We start from the raw sequence: 17,656 nt of genomic DNA on the forward strand, positions 1-17,656 counted from the left end.
ACTGGCCACAGGCGAAACCGGTTGTAGGTGGTACCGGTCATAGGTGGGCCAGGTCCTCTTGGTGCCGGGGCGCGGAGGGGTCAGTCCTCCTCGAACTGCCCTTCGAGCTGCTCGGCGAGCTCGCGCGCCTTGTCCTGAAGTTCCTTGCTGTCCGGAATCCGGTGTTTGTCGGTCACCCACTGGTCGTACTCGACGGTGGCGATCACATTGGCCGTCCGGAAGACCAGGGTGATGTCCCGGTGCAGTCCGGAGTCCGCGGTGTGCAGGGTGTCGTCGATGTAGGCGGCGTCACCGATGTCGTCCAGAGCACGGGGGGTCAGGTCCTCGTCCGGGGTGGGGGAGGAGCTGTCCTCAGGGGCGTCCCCCGGTTCGTCTGAGCCGTCCTCGCCGCCCGCGCCGTCCGAGCCGCCCTTCTTGTCGGTCGGCGACGCGTGGCCGTCGGGTGTCTCCCCGGCCGACTGGGCGGAGGCGGGGCCGACGGCGATCCCGGCCTTGCGCGCCTTCTTGGCGAACAGTCGCTCGGCCTGCTCGTCGTCGCTCACGGTCGGCTTGTAGGAGACCACCCGCTCGAAGTCCACCGACAGATGGCGGGTGCTGAGCGTGGTCGCGCTCTTCCAGCTGCAGCCCACCCGCCGGTCGGTGTCGTAGGTGACGCTCGCCTCGCCTTCGAAGGGGCTGGCGCTGTCGCTGGGCGCCGGGGTGTCGCCGTCCTCGGCCGCGGCGGCGCCCGGCAGCATCTCGCGGAGCTGGCTGACGGCCACCGTGCCGCACGGTTCGGGGAGGGTGTCGTACTTGCCGGGCGCAGCCGCCGAGGGGGAGGCCGAAGCACTGCCGGGTTTGCCGTCCCCGCCGTCGTCGGCCCCGGAGGACCCGGTGCAGGCGGTGAGGGTTCCGGCGAGCGCGAGGGCCAGCGCGGTCGTGGTCGCGTACGACGCGAGTGTCCCGCGCGTCGCATACCTGATTGCCCTCCGCGGCACGGCTGGCCTCCTCGTTCGGGGTCGTCCATAGGGGCGTCCGGGTCGCCCGGCCTCGGATGCGCCCGCACAGCGTTCCGCCGAGGGGGCGATGGGACATGTCTACCGCACCCGTCGCTCGGACGTCCGGTCGCCCGGCCTCTATGATGCGCGAAGTCAGGTTTTTTCCTTTTGTCAAATTTTCTGTGCGCCGTCGGCTTGCCGTCGTCTCTTCCCTCGCCCGCCCCGGTTGCCGTCGGCTCTCCTTTGGTGCGTTTCGTTCGCTCCGTCGTCCGCGCGGCGGCGACACCGGCCGACACGCGGGTCAACGGCCAAGCCACGCAGGCCATTTGGTCCGAACGGCCACCGCTCGGACAGCAGGTTTGAGCCGACTACTTTCCCCCGGTCGGGGTAGCGGCCCCGTATCCATCGGAGCCTCATGTACTCGTCAGAGGAAGGGGTCACTGACAATCGTGAAGCAGCAGAAAGAGGAGGCGGCTGCCTCCTTCGGGGGAGCGGGCGGTCATCCGCAGACCGACCGAGTGGTGTTCGGCGTCACGGCGCTCCTCACTTTCGCCTTCGTCGTCTGGGGAGCGGTTGCCACCGACTCCCTGGGCGATGTCTCGTCGGACATGCTGAGCTGGACGATGCACAACGGCGGCTGGGCCTTCGTGCTGGCAGCCACCGGTTTTGTGCTCTTCTCCCTGTGGCTGGCCTTCAGCCGCTACGGAAGGATCACCCTCGGCAAGGAGGGGGAGGAGCCGGAGTTCAGAACGGTGTCCTGGATCGCGATGATGTTCAGCGCGGGCATGGGCATCGGCCTGATGTTCTACGGCGTGAGCGAGCCGCTGAGCCACTTCGCCGAGCCTCCGCCCGGTACGAACCCGGGCAACGACGCGGCCCGCATGGAGACCTCGCTGGCCACCACCCTCTTCCACTGGACGCTGCACCCCTGGGCGATCTACGCGGTCGTGGGCCTGGCCATCGCCTACAGCTGCTTCCGCCGCGGGCGGCGCCAGACGATCAGCGCCGTCTTCACCCCGCTCATCGGTGAGAAGGCGGCCAGCGGCTGGATCGGCAAGGTCATCGACATCCTGGCGATCTTCGCGACGCTCTTCGGGTCCGCAGCCTCGCTGGGCCTGGGCGCGCTGCAGATCGGCAGCGGCATGGAGGAGGCCGGCTGGGCGAGCAAGGTGAGCACCGGGGTGCTGGTCACCATCATCGCCGTGCTGACGGTGGCGTTCGTGGCCTCGGCCGTCTCCGGCGTGGAGAAGGGCATCCAGTGGCTGTCCAACATCAACATGGTGCTGGCCGGGCTGCTGGTGGTCTTTCTCTTCGTCGTCGGCCCCACGGTCCTGATGCTCAACATGGTGCCCACCTCCCTGGGCAGCTACCTGGGCGACCTGCCGCAGATGATCGGCCGCACCGACTCCAGCAGCGGCAAGGGCGTCGCCGACTGGCTCTCCAGCTGGACGGTCTTCTACTGGGCGTGGTGGATCTCCTGGACGCCCTTCGTCGGCATGTTCATCGCCCGCATCAGCCGGGGCCGCACCATCCGCCAGTTCGTCGGCGGGGTGATCATGGTGCCCAGCGTCGTGAGCCTCATCTGGTTCTCGATCTTCGGCGGTACGGCCATGAAGCTGCAGGCCGACGGGGCGAAGCTGGGCACCACCCAGGAGGCCCAGCTGTTCAACGTGCTGAACGAGTACCCGATCGCCGGGTTCACCGGGCTGATCGTGATGATCCTGGTCGGCATCTTCTTCGTCTCCGGCGCCGACGCCGCCTCGATCGTGATGGGCACGCTCTCGCAGAAGGGCACGCTGGAGCCCAGCCGGGGAGTCGTCATCACCTGGGGCGTCCTCACCGGCGGGGTGGGCGCGATCATGCTGATGATCGGCGGCGGTGGCGACGAGGCGCTGGAAGGTCTGAAGAACCTCACGATCCTGGTGGCGGTGCCGTTCACGATCGTGATGGTCGGGCTGTGCTTCGCACTGACCAAGGACCTGCGCCGGGACCCGCTGATCATCCTCACCGAGCGGGGCGAGGAGGCCGTGGGCAGCGCGGTCGTCGCGGCACACGAGCAGTACGGCGGCGAGTTCGAGTTCCGTATCGGCCCGGTCGACCCCGAAGCGCCCAAGCTGGACGCCGAGGTACTGGACGCGGAGGTCGCGCAGGCCGTCGGCGACGCCGCAGCGGCGGCGGAAGGGGAGCCGGAGGCGCGGAAGGACTGACACTCCGATCCACAGCAGGGCGTCCCGCCGGTTGCCTGCGGGCGGCGGGACGCCTCGTGTGGGGCGGCGCGAGCGCTGCGGGCGGACCGAACGGTACGGCGCTACGGCCACACCAGGCAGTACGCCTGGTGGCCGGCCTCGTGGAGGCGGTCGGAGAAGTCCTGCCAGCGGTGCAGCAGCTGGTAGACGTTGAAGGCGTCCTGCGGTCCCGCGCGGTCGGGGACCGTGGACCAGATGAAGGCGGCCGCGCCCACCGACTCCTCGCCGATACCGCGGAGCGGGTCCACGACCGTCATCGGGAGCTTGACCACCGCGTAGTCCGGGTGCAGGACGACGAGTTCGAGGGGCGGAACCCGGTGCAGCGGTATGCCCTCGATACCCGTCAGCACCATCGCCGCCATCGTCTCGGGCTTGATCTTGGTGAACATGCCCTGACCCAGCTCGTCCCCGCCCAGTTCCTCGGGACGCATCGAGATGGGTACGCGTGCGGCCGTGGCACCGTCCGGTGCCCCGAAGTACTTGTAGGTCACCCCCACTCGGCCGCCACCCCTGCCGCTCCTGGTCTTCGCCGTGCTCCCGATGCCCGCGAGGCCGCTGCCCCGCACGATGCCGCTGCCGCTCGTGGTGCTGCCGCTCGTGGCGCCGCCCGCCGTGCCGCTCTCGGACGGCGCGTGGCCGCCCGCGGTTCCGCCGCCCGCCGATCCCCCGTCCGCCGCACCGCTGTTCGCGCCGCTCCCCGCCGTGGTTCCGCTCTCGGCCGCAGTGCGCCTGTGGCGCCCCTGGGCTCGCTCCGGGCCAGTCTCCGAGGGGCCGGGCCCCTCTCCCAGTCCGCCACCGCGATGCATGTCACCACCCGACTGCTCATCCGGGCCGCACGGCCGTCCCCGTGCAGCCCGATCATCGTGTCAGAGACCTCCCCGTCCCGCGGAGTGTGAAACGCCCCCAGGCCCCCGCACACGGGGCTCTGACACCATGGCTTTCGTGACTTACTCGTACAGCGCCCCAGTATCGCAGTCGCTCTTCGACCGCGCCGCCGCCGTGACGCCGGGAGGCGTGAACTCGCCGGTCCGCGCCTTCCACAGCGTGGGCGGTACGCCCCGGTTCATGGTGTCAGGGTCCGGTCCCTACCTCACGGACGCGGACGGCAGGGAGTACGTCGACCTTGTCTGCTCCTGGGGGCCGATGATCCTCGGGCACGCGCACCCCGAGGTGACCGACGCCGTGCGCCGGGCCGTCGAACGCGGCACCTCCTTCGGTACGCCCGTCGAGGACGAGGTGGCGCTCGCGGAGGAGATCGTGCGCCGTATCGACCCCGTTGAGCAGGTACGACTCGTCTCCTCCGGCACCGAGGCCACCATGTCGGCGATCCGGCTGGCGCGCGGTTTCACCGGCCGTTCCAAAGTCGTCAAGTTCGCCGGCTGCTACCACGGACACGTCGACGCGCTGCTCGCCTCGGCCGGTTCCGGGGTCGCCACCCTCGGCCTGCCGGACACCCCGGGGGTCACCGGAGCGCAGGCGGGCGACACGATCGTGCTGCCGTATAACGATCTGGACGCGGTCCGTGAGGCGTTCGCCGCGCACCCCCGCGAGATCGCCTGTGTGATCACCGAGGCGTCGCCGGGCAACATGGGCATCGTCCCGCCGAAGGACGGCTTCAACCAGGGGCTGAAGGACCTGTGCCGGGCCGACGGCGCGCTGTTCGTCTCCGACGAGGTGATGACCGGCTTCCGCGCGAGCGCCCGCGGCTGGTACGGCATCGACGGTGTGACCCCCGATCTGATGACGTTCGGGAAGGTGATGGGCGGCGGCTTCCCGGCGGCCGCTTTCGGTGGCCGCAAGGACGTCATGGACCACCTGGCCCCGGCCGGGCCCGTCTACCAGGCGGGCACGCTGTCCGGGAACCCGGTCGCCACCGCCGCCGGCCTGGCCCAGCTGCGGCTGCTGGCCGCCGACGACTTCGCCGCGCACGCCGTGGTGGACGCCGCGGCCCGCCAGGTGCGGCAGCTGGCCACCGAGGCGCTGGCCAAGGAGGGCGTGGCGCACACCGTGCAGACGGCGGGCAGCATGTTCTCCGTCTTCTTCGGGGACTTCGGTGACGAGGGCGTCACCGACTACGCGGCGGCCAAGCGGCAGGAGTCCTTCCGCTTCACCGCGTTCTTCCACTCGATGCTCTCCCAGGGCATCTACCTGCCGCCCTCCGGATTCGAGGCGTGGTTCGTCTCCGCCGCGCACGGCGAGCAGGCCATCGAACGCATCGCCGCCGCGCTTCCCGCGGCCGCCCGTGCCGCGGCGGAGGCGGTGCCCGCATGAGCGAGAGAGCCGAAGCGAGTGAGAGAGCCGATATGAGCGAGGAAGCCGAGGCGACCGGTGCCGGGGACAAGACGGTCACCGTCGTCCATGTGATGCGGCACGGCGAGGTCGACAACCCCGAGGGCATCCTCTACGGACGCCTGGCCGGATACCACCTCTCCGACCTCGGCCGCCGGATGGCCGACCGGGTCGCCGAGCACCTGGAGGGGCGCGACATCACCCACGTCGTCGCCTCCCCGCTGGAGCGCGCGCAGGAGACGGCGGCGCCGATCGCCAAGCTCCACGGGCTCGACGTGGACACCGACGAGCGGCTCATCGAGGCCGGGAACGTCTTTCAGGGCAAGACCTTCGGCGTCGGAGACGGTGCACTGCGCAGGCCGGAGAACTGGCGCCACCTGCGCAACCCCTTCCGCCCCTCCTGGGGCGAGCCGTACATCGACCAGGTCGTACGGATGCGGGGGGCGCTCGAGAGCGCCAAGGACGCGGCGTACGGGCACGAGGCCGTCTGCGTCAGCCACCAGCTGCCTGTCTGGATACTGCGCAGCTTCGTCGAGCGGCGCAGGCTCTGGCACGATCCGCGCCGCCGCCAGTGCTCGCTCGCCTCGCTGACGAGCTTCACCTTTCTCGGCGACCGCATCGTTGCCGTCGGCTATGCGGAACCGGCCGGCGATCTGGTGCCGGAACATCTGCGCCCCGGCGCGAAGCGCCCCTCGGCCGGCGCCTAGCAACGCTTGTGCCCACCCGTCCCCGCCCTGGGGGCCCCCTGGGGAGGGGGAGGGGGCGGAAGATCCTCGAACGGGGCATGCGAAACTTTTCACATGAGCCAGACCCGCGCCTCCCGCCGCCGCACCCCCCTGCTGGCCGCCGGGGTCGCCGCCGCTGCGCTGCTGCTGTCCGCCTGTGGCGGCCAGCAGGCCGGTTCGTCCTCCGGCGACACCAAGTTCGTGCAGGGCACGGGCGACATCACCAAGGTCGCCGAGGGCAAGCGTTCCTCGGTGCCGGATCTGTCGGGTCCGTCGGTCGACGGGAAGAAGCTCGATCTTTCCGACTACAAGGGCAAGGTCGTCGTGCTGAACGTATGGGGCTCGTGGTGCAGCCCCTGCCGCGCCGAGGCGCCCAACCTCGCCAAGGTCGCCCGGGACACCGAGGACAAGGGCGTCCAGTTCCTCGGTATCAACACCCGTGACCTGGACAAGGCCAACGCGAAGGCGTTCGAGCGGAACTACAAGGTCGGCTACCCGAGCTTCTACGACCCCAGCGGCAAGCTCATCCTCAAGTTCCCGAAGAACACCCTCTCGCCCCAGGCCATCCCCTCCACGCTGATCCTGGACCGGGAGGGCAAGGTCGCGGTGCGAGCCCTCAAGCCGCTGAGCGAGAAGGAACTGCGCTCGGCGCTCGCACCTCTGGTCGACGCGAAGTGACCGGCTCATGAACTCCCTCGCGGCGACCTCCCTGGCGGCAACGGGAGTGAACGGCACCGTTCTCAACGGTGCCCTGCTGCTGGCTCTGCCCATCGCGCTCCTCGGTGGACTGGTCTCCTTCTTCTCGCCGTGTGTGCTGCCGCTGGTGCCCGGCTACCTCTCCTACGTCACCGGGGTCAGCGGCACGGATCTGGCCGAGGCGCGGCGCGGCCGGATGTTCCTGGGCGCCGGCTTGTTCGTGCTCGGTTTCACAGCCGTCTTCGTCTCCGGCGGCGCGCTGTTCGGCGGCTTCGGCGCCACGCTGCAGGAGAACCGGGATCTGATCTCCCGGGTGATGGGGAGCCTGACGATACTGCTGGGGCTGGCCTTCATGGGCGCGCTGGGGCCGCTGACCCGGTTCACCCAGCGTGAGCTGCGGATTCACAAGCGGCCCGCGATAGGGCTGGCGGGCGCGCCGATGCTCGGGGTGCTCTTCGGCGTCGGCTGGACGCCGTGCATCGGCCCGACGCTGGCCGCCGTCCTCACGCTCTCCTCGAACCAGGCGAGCGCCGGACGGGGCGCGCTGCTGACGGTGGCCTACTGCCTGGGCCTGGGGGTTCCGTTCGTCGTCGCGGCGATCGCCTTCCGGCGGGCGCTGGGCGCCTTCGGCTGGGTGAAGCAGCACTACGCGTGGGTGATGCGGATCGGCGGCGGGATGCTCGTCGCGGTCGGCGTGCTGCTCGTCACAGGCATCTGGGACCGGATCGTCTACGAGATCACGGTCTGGTCGTCCGACTTCACGGTGGGGATCTGATCCATGAGCACGACCGAGGCCGACGCCGACAGGGCGACCGAGGCCGCAGGCGAGCGCGAGGCCACGGCCCAGCTGTCGACGGCCCCCGGCGAGGACAAGCTGAACGTTCCGTCGCTGGGCCCGCTGGGCTGGGCGCGCTGGTTCTGGCGGCAGCTCACCTCGATGCGGGTGGCGCTGATCCTGCTCTTCCTGCTGTCGCTGGGTGCCATTCCCGGTTCGGTCATCCCCCAGACGCCCGTCGACGCCCTGAAGGTGGAGCGGTTCCGCGAGGAGCACACCACCCTCGCCCCGATCTACGACAAGCTCCAGCTCTTCGACGTCTACACGTCGGTCTGGTTCTCGGCGATCTACATTCTGCTGTTCATCTCGCTGATCGGCTGCATCGTCCCGCGCACCTGGCAGTTCGTCGGCCAGCTCCGCTCCCGTCCGCCGCGCGCCCCGCGCCGGCTGGAGAGGATGCCGGTCTATACGACCTGGCGCACCGAAGCCGACCCCGAGCAGGTGCTGGGGGCCGCGCGCTCGCTGCTGAAGCGCCGGCGGTTCCGTACGCACCAGGACGGTGACGGCGGCAGCCGGACGGACGCGGTCGCCTCCGAGAAGGGCTATCTGCGCGAGGTGGGCAACCTCCTCTTCCACATCGCGCTGATCGTGCTGCTGCTGGCCTTCGCCTCCGGGCAGCTGTTCAAGTCCGAGGGCCGCAAGCTGATCGTGCAGGGCGACGGTTTCTCCAACGTCCTGACCCAGTACGACGACTTCCAGTCGGGCTCGCTGTTCACCGCCGACATGCTCGACCCGTTCGCCTTCCGGCTGAAGAAGTTCCACGCCACCTACGAGGAGAGCGGCCCCAACAAGGGCACTCCGCGTGACTACCGCGCCGACGTCGCCTACAGCGAGGGGGCGAGCGGCAAGGAGAAGAACGCCACGATCAGGGTGAACCACCCGCTGGAGATCGGCTCTTCGAAGGTGTACCTGATCGCCAACGGCTACGCGCCCCAGGTCACCGTCAAGGACGGCAAGGGCAACATCGCCTACCGCGGTCCTGTGCCCTTCCTGCAGCAGGACAACAACCAGACCTCCAGCGGCGTGGTGAAGGTCACCGACTATGTGAACGCCAAGGGCCGCAAGGACCAGCTCGGCTTCCAGGGCTTCTTCGTGCCCGACTTCCAGCCGGGCAGCGGCACCATGTTCTCCCAGTCGCCCAGCCTGAAGAACCCGGCGATGTTCCTGACCGCCTACCACGGCAACCTGGGCGTCGACGGCGGGCCGGCGCAGAACGTGTACCAGCTGAACACCGAGAACATGACCAAGTTCAAGGACAAGGACGGCGACCCCTTCGCCAAGAAGCTCACCCCCGGCGACACCATGACCCTCCCGAACGGGGCCGGCAGCCTCCACTTCGACGGCGTCAAGCAGTGGGCCAACTTCCAGGTGTCCCACCAGGTCGGCAACGACTGGGCGCTGGGTGGCGCGCTGGCCGCCATCGGCGGGCTCGCGGGCTCCCTGTTCATCCAGCGCCGCAGGGTGTGGGTGCGGGCCTACGCGGCGGACGACGGGCGTACGGTCGTCGAGATGGCGGGGCTCGGCCGCAGCGAGTCGGCCCGCCTGCCCGACGAACTCGCCTCCCTCGCCACCGAGATGCAAGACGCGGCACCTGTCGCCACGGCGGCCCCCGCGCAGACCTCCGATCCCGCGGACACCGCCGATCCTGCTGAAGCCCCCGAAGGAGCAGGCCAGTGAATCTCCTCGCAGCCGATCCCAACGAGCAGCTCGCCCAGATCAGCAACTACCTGATCTACTCGGCGATGGCCGTCTATGTGCTGGCATTCTTCGCCTATATCGCCGAATGGACGTTCGGCTCCCGCAGCAAGGTGGGCCGCACCGCCGCGGCGCTGACGAAGCAGCCGACGGCGGAAGAGGCCGTCCCGGCGCCAGGGTCCGGCGTCTCCGTGCAGGTCAAGAAGGAGGGCGGCGGTACGGCCGTCCTGGAGAAGCCGGCCCCGCCCAAGATCGTCACCCGCTCCAGCGCCGGACGGCGTGGCGACCTGCCCGACGGTCCGGGCGCCGCTGCCGGTGACGAGCAGGGCGACATGTACGGGCGGATCGCCGTCTCGCTCACGGTGCTGGCGTTCCTGCTGCACTTCGCCGGGGTGCTGACCCGCTCGCTGTCCGTGCAGCGTGCCCCCTGGGGCAACATGTACGAGTTCTCGACGGCCTTCTCGATGGTGGCCGTCGGCGCCTACCTGGGCTTCCTGCTCGCCAAGAAGAGCATCCGCTGGATCGGGCTGCCGCTGGTCACCACCGTCCTGCTGGACCTCGGCCTGGCCGTCACCGTCCTGTACACCGACAGCGACCAGCTCGTCCCCGCGCTGCACTCGTACTGGCTGTGGATTCACGTCTCGCTGGCCATCATCTGCGGCGCGCTGCTCTACCTCGGCTTCGTCGGCTCGGCGCTCTACCTGTTCCGCGACGCCTACGAGTCGCACCTGCTGGCCGGCCGCAAGCCCGGCAAGCTGCGCACCTCGATCATGGAGCGGCTGCCCTCGGCCGCCTCGCTCGACAAGTTCGCCTACCGGATCAACGCGACCGTCTTCCCCTTCTGGACCTTCACCATCGTCGCGGGCGCCATCTGGGCCGGTGACGCCTGGGGCCGCTACTGGGGCTGGGACCCCAAGGAGGTCTGGTCGTTCATCACCTGGGTCGCCTACGCTTGCTACCTGCACGCGCGCGCCACAGCGGGCTGGAAGGGCCGTAAGGCGGCATACCTCGCACTTCTCGCCTTCGCCTGCTTCCTGTTCAATTACTACGGCGTCAACATCTTCTTCAACGGCAAGCACTCGTACGCGGGCGTCTGAGACGCCACCGGTATGCGGGAGACGCCCACCGGGAACGCGGGCGAGCGACGAAGGCGGAGCCATGAGCACCGAGAGCCAGCCGCAGACCGTCTCCTACGACATCCCGTACGGCACCGTCCGCAGCAGCGTGGACGGTGCGGCGCACACGATCGGCTTCGAGCTGGCGTTCCCGCACCCGCTGGAGAGCGTCTGGGCAGCCGTCGCCACCCCCGCCGGGCTGCGGGGGTGGCTGGCCGCCGCCGACCCGTTCGAGCCGGGCCCCGGCGGAGCCGTGACGCTGCGCTGGCTGAACCGCGGTCATGAAGGCTTCCCGGACGGGGGCGGCGCTGCGGGCTCCCCGGACGGGGGCGGCGCCGCCTCGGCGGAGGGACTGGCGACGCCTGGGCGGATCACCGCCTGGTCGCGCCGCAGGCTCGCCGAGTACACGGTCGACGGACGCGGCTCCTTCGGGTTCACCCTGCGGGGCTCGCTCGACGACGACCGGACGCGGGTGCGGTTCCGCAACGACTTCACGGGGGACGTCCAATCGCTCCCGGCGGCCCTCGCCGACTGGCACCAGCACTTCGAACTGCTGGGCGAGGAACTGCGGGGCCGCCCGACGGACTGGTCCACCTGGACCCCGGCCCGCTTCGCGGAACTCCGCGCCGAGTACGCCCTCACTTCGAGCTGAGGACGTTTCCCGCCGCGGACTTCTCTTCTCTTCGCGGCGACCAAAAGGACGTGACCCGCGAAGACGAGAGGCTCAGCCCTCGTCGCCGTCCCGCTGATTGCGGAGCTCTTCATCCGTGCGGTCCGCGCGTGGCGGCTCCGCGCGTGGCGGCTCCTCCTCATGTGCCGGCTCCGCCCCACGTGCCGGCTCCGCCCCATTCGTCGGCTTGCTCCCCGCAGAGGGCTCGCCCAAGGACTTGAGGAAGTCCGGGTTGTCGTCCGGCGCCACCCACCTGCGCTCATCGGGACGAACCGCGCCATAGGGCGCGTTCCGCCGTGGCCGCCCCACCACGAACCAGGCGATCGGCCCCAGCAGCACCTGCCCGAACAGCAGGATGATGATGACCCACACCACCTTGGGCAGCTTGCGCACCTCGTTCTCGGGCGTGTTGAGGCAGTCGATGAAGGCGTAGATCCACAGGGCGAGGATCAGGAGAAAGGGCAGGAGCCTGATGATCACGCGGAACGCCCCCTGAGTGCGAGATGCCGCCGGACGGATGCGGGGTGGGGGCCCGGCTCGCGGGTCTCCACAGGGCAAGGGTAATGGTCCCGGCCAAACCCCCGGCGCTCAGGCCGTGGACATCAGGGAGGATACTGAGGCGTATGGCATACGACGATCTCCGCTCGCTCCTGCGGGCGCTGGAGCGTGACCGTGACCTCGTACGCGTCAAGGCCGAGGTCGATCCGCACCTGGAGGTCGGGGAGCTCGTCGACCGGGTGAACAAGGCGGGCGGCCCCGCGCTGCTGTTCGAGAACGTCAAGGGCTCGGACATGCCCTTGGCCATGAACGTCTACGGCACCGACCGCCGCCTCCTCAAGGCCCTCGGCCTCTCCTCGTACGACGAGATCAGCGAGAAGATCGGCGGTCTGCTCAAGCCCGAGCTGCCGCAGGGCTTCGTCGGCTTCCGGGAGGCGTTCGGGAAGCTCGGCGCGATGACGCACGTCCCGCCGAAGAAGGTCAAGGACGCGCCGGTGCAGGAGGTCGTCCGGCGGGGTGACGAGGTGGACCTGGACCGGCTGCCCGCGCTGTTCACCTGGCCCCAGGACGGCGGCTCCTTCTTCAACCTGGGCCTCACCCACACCAAGGACCCCGACACCGGGGTGCGGAATCTGGGCCTCTACAGGCTGCAGCGGCACGACCGCCGCACGATCGGTATGCACTGGCAGATCCACAAGGACAGCCGCAACCACTACCAGGTGGCGGCGCGACGCGGCGAGAAGCTGCCCGTCGCCATCGCCTTCGGCTGCCCGCCTGCGGTCACGTACGCCTCCACGGCGCCGCTGCCCGCCGACATCGACGAGTATCTGCTGGCGGGCTTCCTGCAGGGCAAGCGCGTCGAGATGGTCGACTGCAAGACGGTCCCGCTGCAGGTGCCCGCCGCGGCGGAGGTCGTGCTGGAGGGCTGGCTGGAGCCGGGCGAGATGCGGCCGGAGGGCCCGTTCGGCGACCACACCGGCTTCTACACGCCGCAGGAGCCCTTCCCCGCGCTGACCATCGACTGCGTGACGACGCGCAGGCGGCCGCTGCTCCAGTCCATCGTGGTGGGCCGGCCGCCGACCGAGGACGGGCCGCTGGGGCGGGCCACCGAGCGGTTCTTCCTGCCGCTGCTGAAGGTCATCGTGCCGGACATCGTCGACTACCACCTGCCGGAGTCGGGCGGCTTCCACAATTGCGCGATTGTCTCCATCGACAAGCGGTACCCCAAGCACGCGCAGAAGGTGATGCACGCGATCTGGGGGGCGCACATGATGTCGCTGACCAAGCTCATCGTCATCGTGGACAAGGACTGCGATGTGCGGAATCTGCACGAGGTGTCCTGGCGGGCGCTGGGCAATGTGGACTACGCGCGCGACCTGTCCGTGGTGGAGGGGCCCGTCGACCACCTCGACCACGCTTCCTACCAGCAGTTCTGGGGAGGCAAGGCGGGCATCGACGCCACGCGCAAGCTGCCCGAGGAGGGGTACACCCGCGACGGCGGCTGGCCGGAGATGATCGAGCCGGACCCCGCGGTGGCCGATCTGGTGAGCCGCCGCTGGAAGGAGTACGGGCTGTGAGCTGGGGGTACCCCCGGCCGGAGGCTGGGGGAGCACGTGCGGCTGCCGGGCCGCGGATGACGTCGATGCCTGCTGGCTGCCGCGCGGGCGGAGAAGCGAACGGAGAACTGCTGTGAGCGTCGCACGTGCGGCTGCCGGGCCGCGGATGACGTCGATGCCTGCTGGCTGCCGCGCGGGCGGAGAAGCGAACGGAGAACTGCTGTGACCAGCGCTGCTGAAGGGGTGCTCGGGCCCGGCCCGGGGGCGGACATCGGCCGCGTACGGGCCTTCCTCCGGCTCGTCGTGATCGAGCACTCGGTGTTCGCACTGCCGTTCGCCTATATCGCCGCGCTCACCGCGATGTACCGCGACAGCGGCAGCGTCCACTGGTGGCAGCTGTTCCTGGTGACGGTGGCCATGGTGGGGATGCGGACGTTCGCGATGGCCGCCAACCGGATCATCGACCGGGAGATCGACGCCCGCAACCCCCGCACGGCGGGCCGGGAGCTGGTGACCGGTGCGGTGTCCGTCCGTACGGCCTGGACCGGCGCAGTCGTAGCGCTCGTGGTCTTCCTGGGCGCCGCCGCGCTGCTCAACCCGCTCTGCCTCGCCCTGGCGCCGCTGGCGGTGCTCCCGATGGTGGTCTATCCGTACGGGAAGCGCTTCACCAACTACCCGCACGCCATCCTCGGGCTCGCCCAGGCGATCGGGCCCACCGGCGCGTGGATCGCGGTCACCGGCGCCTGGTCGTGGCACGCCGTGCTCCTCGGGCTGGCCGTGGGCGTCTGGATCGGCGGCTTCGATCTGATCTACGCCTGCCAGGACGTGGCGGCCGACCGCGCGAACGGCGTCAAGTCCGTACCCGCCCGGTTCGGCACCGCCGCGGCCATCCACGCCACCCGCGCCGCCCACCTGGTCACCACGGCCCTGCTGGCGGCCTTCGGCGTCCTCACCGACGCGGGCGCCTTCTACTGGCTCGGCCTGCTGATCGTCGCGGTGGCCTTCGTCTACGAGCACACCATCGTCAGGCCCCACGACCTCTCCCGCCTCAACCGCGCCTTCTTCCAGGTCAACAGCTTCATCGGGATTGCCCTCTTCGTGTGCGCCCTCCTCGACCTGACGGTCCGCGGCCTGGGGGTCTGAGTAGCCTGCCCCTCTACCAGCGGGAGCAGGGAAGGGAGAGAGCCGTGACGATCTCGGAGACCGACCGCCTGCACTCGCAGCTCAGCCGTCTGGAAGACAAGTTTCCTGGCTACCGGACGGAGATCGTGGGGGGCAACATCATGATGAGTCCGGTCAGACCGTTTGACGGCAGGACGATCCGGCTGCTGGAGAACAGCCTGGAAGCGCAGCTCGGGGAAGAGTGGGCATGCATCTCAGACGTCACTTTCCCTTTCAGCGACCTGGACGAACTCTGCCCCGACATCGCTGTCGTCCCCCGCGCCGAGGCCGACCGCAACCTCAGCGCGTACTCTCCGGACCTGATCGAGCTGGCCGTCGAGGTCGTCTCACCCAGCAGCGTCCGCCACGACTACGTCGTCAAGGACAAGCTGTACGCACAGCGCGGCATCCAGCACTACCTGATCTTCGACCCCTACCGCGCCGAGTGCACGATGATGTGGCACCCCGGGCCGGACGGCTACCGCGGCCGGGACGTGATCCCGTACGGCAAGCCCGTCGAGCTCGCCATGGAGATCGGCGAGGTGCGGATCGAGACGGACGAGTTGCCCGTCGACCGGGAGACGCGCGTCCCGGGCCCGGACAGGTGAGGCCCGGTCGGTGAACCCCCGGAGGGGTCAGTGCCAGGCCGGCTTGCCCTCGTTCAGGGCGCGGGGTTCGGCGGTGAGGCGGGCGGCCAGGATGCCGCCTATCAGGCCGAAGAGGTGGCCCTGCCAGGAGACGCCGGAGTCGGTGGGCAGGACGCCCCACAGGATGGAGCCGTAGAAGACGGCGACGACCGTGCCGAGTGCCACATCGGTGATGCGGCGGTCGACGAAGCCGCGGGCCAGCAGATAGCCGAAGAGGCCGAAGATCAGCCCGGAGGCGCCGGCGGTGTTGCTGTTCTCCGGGGCGACCAGCCAGACGCCGAGGCCGCTCGCCACGATGATGATCGCGGCGACGGCGAGGAAGCGCCCCACCCCGCGCAGTGCTGCCAGAAAACCGAGGATCAGCAGCGGCAGCGTGTTGGCTATCAGGTGCTCGAAGCCGAAGTGCATGAAGGCGCTGGGGATCACATCCACCAGCTCGTCCACGCGGCGTGGCTGGATGCCGAAGGTGTCCAGCGCGTTGCCCGAGGTCTGGTCCACGGCCTCCAGGACCCACAGCAGCGCCACCCAGCCGACGATCAGCTTTCCGGCCGCCATCGCCTTGACACCGCCCGAGCCGTCCGAGCCCTTCGCCATACCCGCCTCCCTCGCGAGGAGCGTTCCCCGCAGGACATGCCTCGTCACGCTCTACAACGGCGCACGGTACGCCGACGGTTCCCGTGCCCTTTCCAGTCTCCCAGAATGGCCTCAGATGCCGCCCGTGCCCAGTGCGCCGTACATCACAGCGGCCAGCAGATCCTGCGGCTTGAGCTCGCGCACCCCGTCGGGTGCCTGGACGGTGACCGCGTCGCCGCCGCCGAATGCCATCCGCAGCGGGAGGTGCACCTTCTCGGCCTGTTCGCCGCTGAGGAACTGCCCGAGGTCGAGGGTGAGGCCGGTGAGCTGGCCACGCCGGATCTGCAGGTCGGCGCTGACGGTCTTGTCGGGCACCTTCGCGGGGTCGAGCCGGGCACCCAGCGCCTCCAGGGCCTCGGACAGGTCGGGCGCCGCGCGCCGCGCCGGCATGGAGACCGTCACATGCTCGGCGCCGCCGTACTCGCCCGCCTTGCGGAACCGGGCGTGCTCGCCGAGGGTCTTCTCCAGGCCCTCCAGGAACTCCCGCTCGGACTCCCCGTTGAGCGCGCGGCCCGCGGCCGTCGCGCGGCTGAGGCGCTTGCTGGCCTCGTCGCCCTGCTCGGAGCCGGTCTTGTGGTGCCGTCCGTACCCGGTCTTCCGCTCGTCCTTCTTCTCCTCCGCTGTGATCTCCCGGGCGGCGCGTGCGAAGTCGTCGAACGCCTCCGGGTCGATCTCCACCCACTTGCCGTTGAGCGCGTCCCTGGCCGAACCCAGCGACGCGGGCAGGTCCTTGGCGACGGAGACGATGCGGCGGGCACGGTGCCGCTCCGCCTCGGAGCCGCCCGTCTGTGCGACGAGGGAGCGCAGGTTCATCCGGACGTAGAGCTTCTCCTCGACCGACTTGGCGGCCAGCACGTCCCTGCCGCCGAAGTTGACGGCGGCCGCGAACCGGAGGCGCTCGGAGCGGCTCAGCTCCTTGAGCGGGGTCTCCTCGCGGTCCGAGCCGACGGCGAAGGTGAGTTCGCCCCGGGTGAGGAGCCGGGCGGCCTGCCGGGTCGAGGCGTTGTCCCCGGCGCCCGCCGCACGCAGGAACTTCTCGGCCTCGGCCCGGTCTCCGTCCACCGAGACCAGTACGGAAGCCGAGGGCTGCTCGCCCAGCTTCTCGAAGGCGTGCTTCACCTTGAGCCCGGTGGTCACCTTCTCGGCCATGGAGCATCCGGTGACGGCGACGGCCAGTACCGCCGCGCAAGTTGCCGCCGCTGTGGTGTGGCTCGGGCTCAGGACACGCATGCCCCAGAGCGTACGCGTCCTCGCGCCTACGCACGCATGGAGTGGGCGCGGCCCGCGGCCGCTTCCGAGGGAGGCACGTAGGGTCGGTGGTGTGAGTGACATGGCACGCGTCCCCTGGGTCGTCGGGGTCTCCGGCGCTTCGGGGACGCCCTACGCTGCGGCGGTCATCCGGGCGCTCCTCGAGGCGGGTGAGGACATCGACCTGATCGTGAGCCGCGCGTCGCGGCTGACGGTCCTGGACGAGACCGGCCATCCCTTCCGCGACGCCCACGCCGAGGAGGACCTGCGCCGCTGGCTGGCCCGCGGCGCCGACGGCAGCCCGGACGCGTTCGACGCCGATCCGGCCCGGGTGCGCCACTGGTCCCCGGGCGACCTGGCGGCGGGGCCGTCCTCCGGCTCCTACCCGGTCAAGGGCATGCTGATCGTCCCGGCCAGCACGGCGTGTGTGGCCGGGGTGGCGCTGGGGCTCTCGAAGGACCTGCTGCAGCGCGCCGCGAGCGTGACGCTCAAGGAGCGCCGCCCGCTCGTCGTGGCCCTGCGGGAGACCCCGCTGGGCGGTCAGACGCTGCGCCACCTGGTGACCCTGGACGAGGCGGGCGCCGTGGTGCTGCCGGCGTCACCCGCCTTCTACGCGGGTGCCCGGCACATCCAGGACCTGGTGGACTTCGTGGCGGGGCGGGCGC

Annotated in this window: 17 protein-coding genes; 12 read left to right on the forward strand and 5 right to left on the reverse strand. The window is 70.1% G+C overall.

Translation table 11 applies throughout. From position 1 onward, the window contains the following. Positions 1–80 precede the first annotated feature (80 nt). Positions 81–977: a hypothetical protein gene (locus JW592_RS30950; protein ID WP_209268590.1), complete on the reverse strand. Its 897-nt coding sequence runs from the start codon at positions 975–977 to the stop codon at positions 81–83. Between the two features lie 449 nt (positions 978–1,426). Between JW592_RS30950 and JW592_RS30955 the strand changes: the two genes are divergently transcribed. Then, a complete protein-coding gene (locus JW592_RS30955) occupies positions 1,427–3,184 on the forward strand; it encodes a BCCT family transporter (protein ID WP_209268591.1) in 1,758 nt (585 codons plus the stop codon). 101 nt (positions 3,185–3,285) lie between these two features. Here JW592_RS30955 and JW592_RS33075 read toward each other — a convergent pair whose 3' ends face one another. Continuing rightward, positions 3,286–4,029 carry a hypothetical protein gene (locus JW592_RS33075; protein ID WP_229377140.1) on the reverse strand — a complete coding sequence of 248 codons (744 nt, stop codon included), beginning with the start codon at positions 4,027–4,029 and terminating at the stop codon, positions 3,286–3,288. 136 nt (positions 4,030–4,165) lie between these two features. Between JW592_RS33075 and hemL the strand changes: the two genes are divergently transcribed. The 7 genes from hemL (at position 4,166) to JW592_RS30995 (ending at position 11,230) form a co-directional block, all read left to right on the forward strand. Next, positions 4,166–5,494: a glutamate-1-semialdehyde 2,1-aminomutase gene (gene hemL / locus JW592_RS30965; protein ID WP_209268592.1), complete on the forward strand. Its 1,329-nt coding sequence runs from the start codon at positions 4,166–4,168 to the stop codon at positions 5,492–5,494. 32 nt (positions 5,495–5,526) lie between these two features. Further along, a complete protein-coding gene (locus JW592_RS30970; protein WP_209268607.1) occupies positions 5,527–6,219 on the forward strand; it encodes a histidine phosphatase family protein in 693 nt (230 codons plus the stop codon). Positions 6,220–6,312: 93 nt separating this feature from the next. Continuing rightward, positions 6,313–6,915 carry a TlpA family protein disulfide reductase gene (locus JW592_RS30975; protein WP_209268593.1) on the forward strand — a complete coding sequence of 201 codons (603 nt, stop codon included), beginning with the start codon at positions 6,313–6,315 and terminating at the stop codon, positions 6,913–6,915. A gap of 7 nt (positions 6,916–6,922) precedes the next feature. Next, complete coding sequence (locus tag JW592_RS30980) at positions 6,923–7,708, forward strand: cytochrome c biogenesis CcdA family protein (protein WP_209268594.1); 786 nt, start codon at positions 6,923–6,925, stop codon at positions 7,706–7,708. Positions 7,709–7,711: 3 nt separating this feature from the next. Beyond that, entirely contained in the window at positions 7,712–9,445 is a 1,734-nt protein-coding gene (gene resB / locus JW592_RS30985; protein ID WP_209268595.1) for a cytochrome c biogenesis protein ResB, read from the forward strand. Beyond that, a complete protein-coding gene (ccsB, locus tag JW592_RS30990; RefSeq protein WP_209268596.1) occupies positions 9,442–10,560 on the forward strand; it encodes a c-type cytochrome biogenesis protein CcsB in 1,119 nt (372 codons plus the stop codon). The genes resB and ccsB overlap by 4 nt, the downstream gene beginning before the upstream one ends. 61 nt (positions 10,561–10,621) lie before the next feature. After that, positions 10,622–11,230 carry an SRPBCC family protein gene (locus JW592_RS30995; RefSeq protein ID WP_209268597.1) on the forward strand — a complete coding sequence of 203 codons (609 nt, stop codon included), beginning with the start codon at positions 10,622–10,624 and terminating at the stop codon, positions 11,228–11,230. Positions 11,231–11,302: 72 nt separating this feature from the next. Here JW592_RS30995 and JW592_RS31000 read toward each other — a convergent pair whose 3' ends face one another. Beyond that, positions 11,303–11,725, reverse strand: coding sequence for a PLD nuclease N-terminal domain-containing protein (locus JW592_RS31000; protein ID WP_209268608.1), 423 nt, complete (start codon positions 11,723–11,725; stop codon positions 11,303–11,305). A gap of 146 nt (positions 11,726–11,871) precedes the next feature. On the opposite strand from JW592_RS31000, the gene JW592_RS31005 reads away from it, so the two are divergent. From JW592_RS31005 to JW592_RS31015, 3 genes are all read left to right on the forward strand, one after another. Then, complete coding sequence (locus tag JW592_RS31005; RefSeq protein ID WP_209268598.1) at positions 11,872–13,323, forward strand: menaquinone biosynthesis decarboxylase; 1,452 nt, start codon at positions 11,872–11,874, stop codon at positions 13,321–13,323. Positions 13,324–13,524: 201 nt separating this feature from the next. Beyond that, positions 13,525–14,445, forward strand: a complete 921-nt coding sequence (gene mqnP, locus JW592_RS31010) for a menaquinone biosynthesis prenyltransferase MqnP (RefSeq protein WP_209268599.1) — start codon at positions 13,525–13,527, stop codon at positions 14,443–14,445. 44 nt (positions 14,446–14,489) lie between these two features. Beyond that, positions 14,490–15,071, forward strand: coding sequence for a Uma2 family endonuclease (locus JW592_RS31015; RefSeq protein ID WP_209268600.1), 582 nt, complete (start codon positions 14,490–14,492; stop codon positions 15,069–15,071). Positions 15,072–15,098: 27 nt separating this feature from the next. On the opposite strand, the gene JW592_RS31020 is transcribed toward JW592_RS31015, so the two are convergent. Then, positions 15,099–15,704, reverse strand: a complete 606-nt coding sequence (locus tag JW592_RS31020; protein ID WP_209268601.1) for a rhomboid family intramembrane serine protease — start codon at positions 15,702–15,704, stop codon at positions 15,099–15,101. A gap of 111 nt (positions 15,705–15,815) precedes the next feature. Further along, positions 15,816–16,973 carry a hypothetical protein gene (locus tag JW592_RS31025; protein WP_209268602.1) on the reverse strand — a complete coding sequence of 386 codons (1,158 nt, stop codon included), beginning with the start codon at positions 16,971–16,973 and terminating at the stop codon, positions 15,816–15,818. 100 nt (positions 16,974–17,073) lie between these two features. On the opposite strand from JW592_RS31025, the gene JW592_RS31030 reads away from it, so the two are divergent. Further along, on the forward strand, positions 17,074–17,656 hold a 583-nt coding region (locus tag JW592_RS31030), incomplete at its 3' end, for a UbiX family flavin prenyltransferase (RefSeq protein WP_209268609.1).

Source organism: Streptomyces spirodelae, from assembly GCF_017676385.1.
Taxonomy (GTDB): domain Bacteria; phylum Actinomycetota; class Actinomycetes; order Streptomycetales; family Streptomycetaceae; genus Streptomyces; species Streptomyces spirodelae.

Excerpts from the sequence above, each read along its gene's own strand:
- JW592_RS33075 (WP_229377140.1), bottom strand. The coding sequence starts at position 4,029 with ATGCATCGCGGTGGCGGACTGGGAGAGGGGCCCGGCCCCTCGGAGACT.
- JW592_RS30970 (WP_209268607.1), top strand. The coding sequence starts at position 5,527 with ATGAGCGAGGAAGCCGAGGCGACCGGTGCCGGGGACAAGACGGTCACC.
- JW592_RS30975 (WP_209268593.1), top strand. The coding sequence starts at position 6,313 with ATGAGCCAGACCCGCGCCTCCCGCCGCCGCACCCCCCTGCTGGCCGCC.
- JW592_RS30980 (WP_209268594.1), top strand. The coding sequence starts at position 6,923 with ATGAACTCCCTCGCGGCGACCTCCCTGGCGGCAACGGGAGTGAACGGC.
- resB (WP_209268595.1), top strand. The coding sequence starts at position 7,712 with ATGAGCACGACCGAGGCCGACGCCGACAGGGCGACCGAGGCCGCAGGC.
- JW592_RS30995 (WP_209268597.1), top strand. The coding sequence starts at position 10,622 with ATGAGCACCGAGAGCCAGCCGCAGACCGTCTCCTACGACATCCCGTAC.
- JW592_RS31005 (WP_209268598.1), top strand. The coding sequence starts at position 11,872 with ATGGCATACGACGATCTCCGCTCGCTCCTGCGGGCGCTGGAGCGTGAC.
- JW592_RS31020 (WP_209268601.1), bottom strand. The coding sequence starts at position 15,704 with ATGGCGAAGGGCTCGGACGGCTCGGGCGGTGTCAAGGCGATGGCGGCC.
- JW592_RS31025 (WP_209268602.1), bottom strand. The coding sequence starts at position 16,973 with ATGCGTGTCCTGAGCCCGAGCCACACCACAGCGGCGGCAACTTGCGCG.